An 8,204-nucleotide genomic window follows, 5' to 3' on the forward strand; every position below is an offset into this window, starting at 1 on the left:
GGTCTTCCGCCTGCAGCGCTGCCATGCTTGATTAGAGTAAGCTAGCGCCAAACTATAGAGTAGCCACGTGATACCAATCTACATTGGGTATGATCCACGCGAAGCCCGAGTTCTAGACGTAGCGCGATGGAGCGCCTATCGGCGGACAAGCACGCCGTTGCAGATACTACCACTCGTGCTCAAAGACCTTGAAACTCAAGGAATCATGAAGCGACCGATGGTGGTGCGTGATGGTAAGCTCTGGTGCCCGATTTCCGAGGCACCGATGGCGACCGAGTTTGCCATATCCCGCTTTGCCGTTCCGTTTATGAGGCAAGGCGGCTGGGCCATGTTCTGCGATTGTGACGTCCTGTTTCTGAAGGATCCAGCCAAGCTGCTCGACCTAGTCGATCCTTCCTATGCGATTATGGCGGTTAAGCACCAGCAACGGGAATCCGAAGCGGTCAAGATGGACGGACAAACGCAGACGTTCTATCGCCGCAAAAACTGGTCGTCGGTCGTTCTGTGGAATCTAGATCATCCCTCCAACAAACGGCTGACCAACGAGATGCTCAATACGTGGCCTGGACGTGACCTTCACGCCTTCAAATGGCTTGAGGACCATGAGATCGGGGAATTGCCTTTGTCATGGAACTACCTCGTAGGGGCTTCGGCTTCGGAACTCGACCCCGCCGATGTCTCGCTGGCGCACTACACGCTCGGCGGTCCTTGGTTTTCGGGCTGGTCCGGCGCCACGCAATGGGACGAATTGTGGCGCCGAGAAGAGAGCATACTAAGCGCCTTTGAGGAACATGCGGTTCAGATTCCCGCATGAAAACGCCGCTTTTGAAGCTCTTGCCAACCTTCTCAGAGCCAGTTCTTCGCTTGCCCAGGGTCACGGGTCCCGCCTTGGTGATGGGGTCGGCGCCGAATTTTCGCGTCCCGGAGGGACATGATGCCGATTGGGCACTTGTGACCGTCAATGCTTCCCAGCTTTTGGCGGAAACCTTCGGCCTACCCGTTCCTGATATCGCCCTCATCCGCCGCGGCATTTTAGTCGGCGAGGGCGAGCAGGATCTTTACAAGCGTGATTTGTTAAAAGGACGGCAGGCAAAACATCTGATCATCCCGGTTTGGCCGGACTTTGAGGACAAGCTGAAAGCTGGTTGTCGCACCTTCAATTATCGTTTTGACACGTTGCAGGCGCTCACCAAATGGCAGCTTGCCAACGTCGTCTGGCGGCTTAGCGGCAAATATCATGTGTCCCGCGGCTGGCACCGGAAAATCTCCACCGGAGCCTTCGCGATCATGCTGGCGCGTTTCGCCGGTTTCGCTCCTGTTGTAGTCAGCGGGTTTTCCCTGTCCCAGGCCGGGCATGGATACGACACCCGAAATGCCTTTCGATATCATGCCGACGAAGACGCGGATTTGCTTCGACGGGTGGTGAGAAGAGGCGAGCCAATCTACGCAGAGGATAGAGACTTCGCGGCAGAAACTGGATTGCCCTTGTGGCAGGGACAGATGCCATGACGACCACAGCAGCAGGCCGATGGCGAATGGCGCAGATACTCGAGCCAGTACGGCGTTGCTTAGCATTTTCCAAAAGCGCGTAACGATGGTGAGGCCAACCGGCGACAGCGGCCAAGGACTTGAGGTTTCACCCGCCCTTCATCGCACTGCCAAACCTTTTAAATCGGCCGCCAAACGCAACTGGATGTTCAGGGCTTGGGCATCGCCGACGACTGATGAGTCGTTGACAGCAAGGGCACATACAGAAAGCTCAGGCTCCTCGCCATGGTTGCGGTAATGTGATCGGCATCCTTATAGATCGGCAAGCCGTTTCGAACTGCATCGCAATGCCCATTGCTGCAGATCGCTTGAAGCGGATCGACAATGGCTGCACCGTATTTTTCGGCCAGGCGCGCCAAAATCGCACGCGAAAGCGCCTGCCGCTTTTCGACATAATCCCATGGAGCGGCCACATCGGTGGAATGTCCTGCTACCATCGCCTTGGCGACCGCCTCCGGCATATAATGTCCCATCTCCGGGACATCCATGACCAAAACAACCTTGGTGCCTTGTTGCGTCAACTCCCCCATCAGGTGGTCGAGCGTTTCGACAACCGAGGCAGATCTGTCTTCAAGCGGTGGCGGCACCGACGGGTCGAAATAAACACCCTCGTTCGGCAGTTCGGCATCGTGCACGTATTTGGGCCAGTAGGCGAGCAGGAAGACGAGCGGAATGTGCCTGGATGCAATCAGATCGCGCACTGCTCCATTGAAGTCGCCGCACCGTTTGGTATCGCCACGCGGCGTGAGCTGAACGCCTGGCAAAGGCGGACATGAAGAATGTCCGGCAAAGAGACCAGTAACGCCGGTTTGCGTGGCGGCTGCATCAATGGCCGGAGCCATTGCGCCGGAGTGGGAGTCTCCCCACACGAGGAAAGCGGGATTGTTCGAACCTTCGATGCCGAGCGGGCACAGCTTGCCCATGCGTATGTCGGCCGGGGTCGGTCCCGTTGTATCGGAATCGGCGAAACAGGGCGGAACGCTGAACCGGCTTTCATCGTAGGTCGCGGCGTAGACGTTGCGAGCATCAACAGGAAGACGGGATGGAGCGCCCTGGTCGTGGATCACATGACTTCCAAAGCTGATGGCTACCGCAATCATAAAGACCGCTCCGGCAAACAGCGAACGCTGGCCGATCCAGCCATTGCGACCGCGGAAGGGCTGTTCGATAAACCGCCACGAAAAAGTGGCGATGGCGAGCGACGTCAGGACGATCAAGCTGCCGTCAAGCAAGGATAGTTCACGGCCGGCCATCTCCCGGATGAACACGATGACGGGCCAATGCCAGAGATAAAGCGAGTAGGAGATCAAGCCTATGAATACAACCGGCTTCGATCGGAGGAATTGGCTGACCGGCCCTTGCTCGTCGTGTGCATATATCACCAGCGCGGCGCCAACGGAGGGCAGCAGGGCCGTCGGGCCGGGAAAGAGGGTGCGATCATTAAATCCGAACATGGCTAAGGCGATCAGCAAAATGCCGCCGGCTGCCAAGCCTCCCCGCATGGTCGACCGCTTCGGCGTCGGTATCGCGTCGAAGGCAATCAGCGCGCCAACCAGCAGTTCCCAGGCGCGAAACTGCAGCAGATAGAACGCCGCGACCGGCGAACGGAAGACCATCCATGCGCTCGCCACAAAGGAGACGATCAGCAACCCGATCAGGATGGGCACCGTGTGTCGCCGCGCGAACCGGTTGATTGCGACCAGCAGCAGCGGAAACAGAATGTAGAACTGTTCCTCGACCGCAAGCGACCATGTGTGCACCAGCGGCTTCATCTGCGCACCAATGTCGAAATAGCCGCTTTCCTTCTCGAACTGGATATTCGATGTGAACAATGCTGCGGCCTTCAGGCTGCGGGCGAAGTATTCCAGTTCGGCGGGCATCAGGAGGAACCATGCGGCAATGGACGAGGCCGCCAGAACTGCAAAGAGCGCCGGAAAGATCCGCCTGATGCGACGCTCGTAAAAACGCAGCAAGCTGAAACCGCCGCGAGTGATTTCCTCCGAAATCAGCGATGCCATGAGAAAGCCAGAGATGACGAAGAACACGTCGACGCCAACGAAGCCGCCACCGAAACCTGGAATGCCGGTATGGTACAGCAACACCGGAACGACCGCCAAGGCACGCAGCCCGTCAATATCCGCACGATAAGTAAGCCCCGCTTGTCCATGCCCGTGAATTGAAGCCTGGGCGAATGGACGCCTGAGAACGAGATTCAAACGTTATTCTCCGAAATATTGCCGGTGGCAGGCGTTTATTAGCCCAGTATGGCTTCAGGATGACTGATCTCGACCTTCTGACGAAAGGCGAGGCCACTCCGCGAGAATGCCGTGCGTTCAGCTACGACATTTCCGATGCAGGCCCATCAATCGGCCCCACGTGCGAGAGAAAGCAACCGAGTTCATCTTAGTTGCGCAACCGAATATCATGGATTCTTCCTCTGCCTCCAGCGTTTTCACAAGCTCGGCGCGATGACTGAGCAAGCCGTGCTGCAGGTTGATGCCTGCCAGCGGTGCGAGAAGCTGGCGCATGTAGGTTGCGCGCACCGACAAGGCCACCACAGCTGCCCGAAACTCAGGCGTGATGGGCCTTCGCCGTCGAGCGGCACAGCGAGGGCGCAGGAATCATATATGGAGGACGGCCTGCGGCTCCTGGAACTGGCCCGTGATGCCAGCCAACCATCTGCGATACAGGCCGCAAAACGAGAAAAAACGGCTCCTGAATTAGTGCTGTCGAACTGCGAATGGGATCGCGGCGAAGTGAGCGCAAACTTCAGGCAGCCTTTTGACTTACTTGCAGAATCAGCGGCGGCAGCGGTGTCGAGCGATGCCGCCAGGGCGAATTGTCCACAGGGCATCCAGTTTGGCTGGGGAACCTGGATTCGAACCAGGACTAACGGAGTCAGAGTCCGTGGGTCTACCGTTAACCTATTCCCCAGCAGGCGCGTTCTGGTCACGCGCGAAGCGGGCGGCTGTGCGCCGCGAGCGCTGCCTTGTAGCCGCCATCAAAAAATAGTCAAGCCCGCGGCTGAGTTCAATCGCAGCCTTTTTGACCGGGCTCCGCCGCGGGGCAGGCGCGGAAGCCTCAGCTCCCGCCGCGGCTGTATTGCGAGTGTTCGAAGAACAGCACCACGCAAAGCCCGATCGCGAGCGGAATGACGAGATAAAACAGGCGGAACACCAGCAGCGCGGCGAGCACGCCCACCGGGTCCATGTCCGATAGGCCGGTGAGGAAGACGACCTCGAACACGCCAAGCGCGCCCGGCGCATGAGACAAGAGCCCGATCGAGAACGACACCATGAACACGCCGAGCACGACGAAATAGCCGGGATTGCCGGCCTCGGGCAGGGCAAAATAGATGATCGCGGCGGCGGCCAGCAGTTCGACCGGGCCGATCAGCAACTGCCGCGCTACGATCGGCAGTGCAGGATAGTGCAGCTGGAAGCTGCCGATCTTCAGCGGCCTGAGCCGCAGCCAGCTGCCGAAGGCATAGGCGCCGACGAGGATAAGCATGGCGAGCCCCGCGGCCAACGCCGCGCCATGATGCGGCGCGCCCGTGAAACGATCGATGATCTGGGGTTCCAGCAAAAGCACGAGGCCGCCGAGGAAAACGCTGGACAGGATGAAGGTGAACCAGCAGATCGCCACCAGCACGCCGATCTCCTGGCCGGTCAGCCCCCGCGTGGCATAGGCACGGTAACGGATCACCGCGCCCGAAAACACCGAGCCGCCGATATTGTGCGACACCGCGTAGGTGGTGAAGGAACACAGCGTGACGAAGAGCCACGATACGCGTCTGCCGATATGTAGCAGCGCGATGTGGTCGTAGCCGGCGAGCGAGGCATAGGCGACGACAGCGCTCAGCGCCGCGAGAAACCAGTCGCGCGGCGGGATGGCGGCGATGCCGGTCCAGACATCGTTGAGCGAGATGCCGCGCAGTTCATGAATGAGCAGCCACAGCGAGAACGCCACCGCCGCGATGCCTATGACCGGCCAGAAATAACGCCTCCAATTCATGGCGTCGTCATCATGCGTTGCAGCTCATTCGTCCGGATTGGCCCATTTCGCCCGCATATCGTCGTTTCAGACATGCCTGATCGAAGCCGGCTATTCAACCTGCATGACATTGCCCCGACGTGACGTTGGCAAAATGTGACGCCAGCGAAATTCGGCCATGCGCTCTTGGTGATTGCTAAACGCACTGGTACTCTGTTGCCAACTTGAAACAAATCGAGGTGCCTGCTGCGTCCGTTCCCGGTTCGCGCGGCGCCGAAAGGAACCAAAGTGCAAGACCACGATACCGGCGCGGGCGCGTCGGCAGTGGGCATGTCCGGGGCATCGCCGACGGAAACGGCAGGCGCGCCCGCGGGGCGTTTCAGCCGCCACGCGGGCGCGCATCAAAGACATGCCGACCAAAGACAAACTGGCGCGAGCCGGACCGACCATCAAGGCGAGCAGCAAAGGGGCAAGACGCGCAAGCGCCGCAAGCGCAAGCGCGGTCGCAAGGTGTTTGCGCGCGACGAGAACGGCGCCGTGCCGCCTTCCGCGCCTGCCGCCATCTCCGTAACCCAATCTCAGACCGCAGCGCCGCAGAGCGAGCCAAGGCCGCCCCTCCAGGCGCCGCCGCGTCTGCCGCAGCAGGAACTGCCGGTGTTCGCCGCGCTCGATCTCGGCACCAACAATTGTCGGCTGCTGGTCGCGGTGCCCGGCCGTCACGGCCAGTTCCGCGTCATCGACGCTTTCTCGCGCATCGTCAGGCTGGGCGAGGGGCTGACGGCCAGCGGCCGGCTCAGCCAGGCCGCGATGGATCGTGCCGTCGAAGCGCTGAAGATCTGCGGCGAGAAGCTGCGCAACCGCAAGATCAGGAAAGCCAGGCTGATCGCCACCGAAGCCTGCCGTTCCGCCGCCAACGGTGTCGAATTCCTCGAACGGGTCGAGCGCGAAGCCGGGCTGAAGCTGGAGATCATCGACCGCCAGACCGAGGCCCGCCTTGCCGTTTCCGGCTGCGGGTCCCTGGTCGAGCGCGACACGCAAGGCGTCGTGCTGTTCGACATTGGCGGCGGCTCGTCGGAAATCGCGCTGATCGACCTGACGGGACGTCGCTCCTCGCGGCTTGCCAACCACATCGTGTCGTGGACCTCACTTCCCGTCGGCGTGGTGTCGCTCGCCGAGCGCTTCGGCGGCCGCACGGTGACGCGCGAGACCTTTGCCGCCATGGTCGACGATGTGGCTATGCGCCTGAAAGTCTTCGACGGGCGCGACCGGCTCGCGCATGTGCTGGCCAGCCCCAACTTCCACCTGCTCGGCACCTCCGGCACGGTGACGACGCTGGCCGGCGTGCATCTCGATCTCGAGCGCTACGACCGCCGCCGCGTCGACGGGCTGTGGATGAACCGCGACAGCGTCGATCGCATGATCGAGAGGCTGATCGGCTGGGATTTCCAGCAGCGTTGCGCCAACCCTTGCATCGGCGCCGACCGCGCCGACCTCGTGCTCGCCGGCTGCGCCATCCTGGAAGCGATCCGCGGTGTTTGGCCGTCCGAGCGGCTGCGTGTCGCCGACCGCGGCCTGCGCGAGGGGATATTGAGCGAACTGATGGCCGATGATGGCGTCTGGCGCAACGACGGGCGCCGCGCATGATCCCAAAAAGTGGAAGCCGGTTTTTGGAAAAGATCATGCCCAGAAGAGAACGTCGATGACACGAAAGCCGGAAAAACCGGGTCCACGGAGCATTCGCGTTCTCAAGACCAGGATCAAGAAGAAGAGCGGCTTGAAGGAATCCTCGCGCCGCTGGCTCGAGCGGCACATGAACGATCCCTATGTTCAGCGCTCCAAGGCCGACGGCTACCGCTCCCGCGCCGCCTACAAGCTGATCGAGATCGACGACAAGCACCATCTCCTGAAGCCGGGCATGAAGGTCATCGACCTCGGTGCGGCCCCCGGCGGTTGGTGCCAGGTGGCGGCCGCGCGGACGAAGTCCACGGCGGAGCATCCGCATGTCGTCGGCATCGACTATCTGGAAATGGATGCCGTTCCGGGCGCGCCCGTGCTGCTGATGGATTTCCTCGACCCCGAGGCGCCGCGGAAACTTGCCGAGGCGCTCGGCGGCCAGCCCGACGTCGTGCTGTCCGATATGGCCGCGCCTACGACCGGGCACCGCCGCACCGATCATCTGCGCACCATGCATCTGTGCGAAGTCGCGGCCGATTTCGCGCTGCACGTCCTGAAGCCCGGCGGCCATTTCCTCGCCAAGACATTTCAGGGCGGCGCCGAGAACGAGCTGCTTTCGCGCCTGAAGCAGAACTTCCGCTCGGTCCATCACGTCAAACCCCCGGCCTCGCGCGATGAGTCGGTGGAACTGTACCTGCTGGCGAAGGAGTTTAAAGGGTAGCCTTTCCCTTCTCCCCTTGTGGGAGAAGGTGTCGCCGAAGGCGACGGATGAGGGGTGTTCCAGGGAATGCCAGCGTCTCACTGCGCTGGAACACCCCTCATCCGTCTCGGCGCTACGCGCCGATCCACCTTCTCCCACAAGGGGCTAGCGTGCGCACACATTTGCTTTGGGGGTTGGTTAGTTGGGATTTGCAAGAGCGAAGCCCTCGGCGATGGCGTGGAAACGTTTGAGGCCGTTGGAGAAGGTGACCGGGCCTGGCGGGCGCTCC

Annotated in this window: 6 protein-coding genes and 1 tRNA gene; 4 read left to right on the top strand and 3 right to left on the bottom strand. The window is 61.0% G+C overall.

Annotated features, from left to right (window positions below; translation table 11 throughout):
• The first annotated feature begins 205 nt into the window (after positions 1–205).
• Both RFM68_RS30010 and RFM68_RS30015 read left to right on the top strand, forming a co-directional pair.
• On the top strand, positions 206–814 hold the full coding sequence (locus RFM68_RS30010) for a hypothetical protein (protein ID WP_320236591.1): 609 nt from the start codon (positions 206–208) through the stop codon (positions 812–814).
• On the top strand, positions 811–1,509 hold the full coding sequence (locus tag RFM68_RS30015) for a hypothetical protein (RefSeq protein WP_320236592.1): 699 nt from the start codon (positions 811–813) through the stop codon (positions 1,507–1,509). Before RFM68_RS30010 ends, RFM68_RS30015 begins: the two co-directional genes overlap by 4 nt.
• A gap of 188 nt (positions 1,510–1,697) precedes the next feature.
• Here RFM68_RS30015 and RFM68_RS30020 read toward each other — a convergent pair whose 3' ends face one another.
• From RFM68_RS30020 to RFM68_RS30035, 3 genes are all read right to left on the bottom strand, one after another.
• A complete protein-coding gene (locus RFM68_RS30020; RefSeq protein ID WP_320236597.1) occupies positions 1,698–3,725 on the bottom strand; it encodes an acyltransferase family protein in 2,028 nt (675 codons plus the stop codon).
• A gap of 683 nt (positions 3,726–4,408) precedes the next feature.
• Positions 4,409–4,482 (bottom strand) — tRNA-Gln (locus tag RFM68_RS30030).
• Positions 4,483–4,629: 147 nt separating this feature from the next.
• Entirely contained in the window at positions 4,630–5,562 is a 933-nt protein-coding gene (locus RFM68_RS30035) for a lysylphosphatidylglycerol synthase transmembrane domain-containing protein (protein WP_320236593.1), read from the bottom strand.
• A gap of 267 nt (positions 5,563–5,829) precedes the next feature.
• Here RFM68_RS30035 and RFM68_RS30040 point away from each other — a divergent pair, with 267 nt between their 5' ends.
• Both RFM68_RS30040 and RFM68_RS30045 read left to right on the top strand, forming a co-directional pair.
• Positions 5,830–7,185 carry a Ppx/GppA phosphatase family protein gene (locus RFM68_RS30040; RefSeq protein WP_320236594.1) on the top strand — a complete coding sequence of 452 codons (1,356 nt, stop codon included), beginning with the start codon at positions 5,830–5,832 and terminating at the stop codon, positions 7,183–7,185.
• Positions 7,186–7,240: 55 nt separating this feature from the next.
• The gene (locus RFM68_RS30045) at positions 7,241–7,936 is read left to right on the top strand and encodes an RlmE family RNA methyltransferase (protein WP_320236595.1); all 696 of its coding nucleotides are present in this window, start codon (positions 7,241–7,243) and stop codon (positions 7,934–7,936) included.
• Positions 7,937–8,204 lie beyond the last annotated feature (268 nt).

It is taken from the genome of Mesorhizobium montanum (genome assembly GCF_033977145.1).
Classification (GTDB): domain Bacteria; phylum Pseudomonadota; class Alphaproteobacteria; order Rhizobiales; family Rhizobiaceae; genus Mesorhizobium; species Mesorhizobium montanum.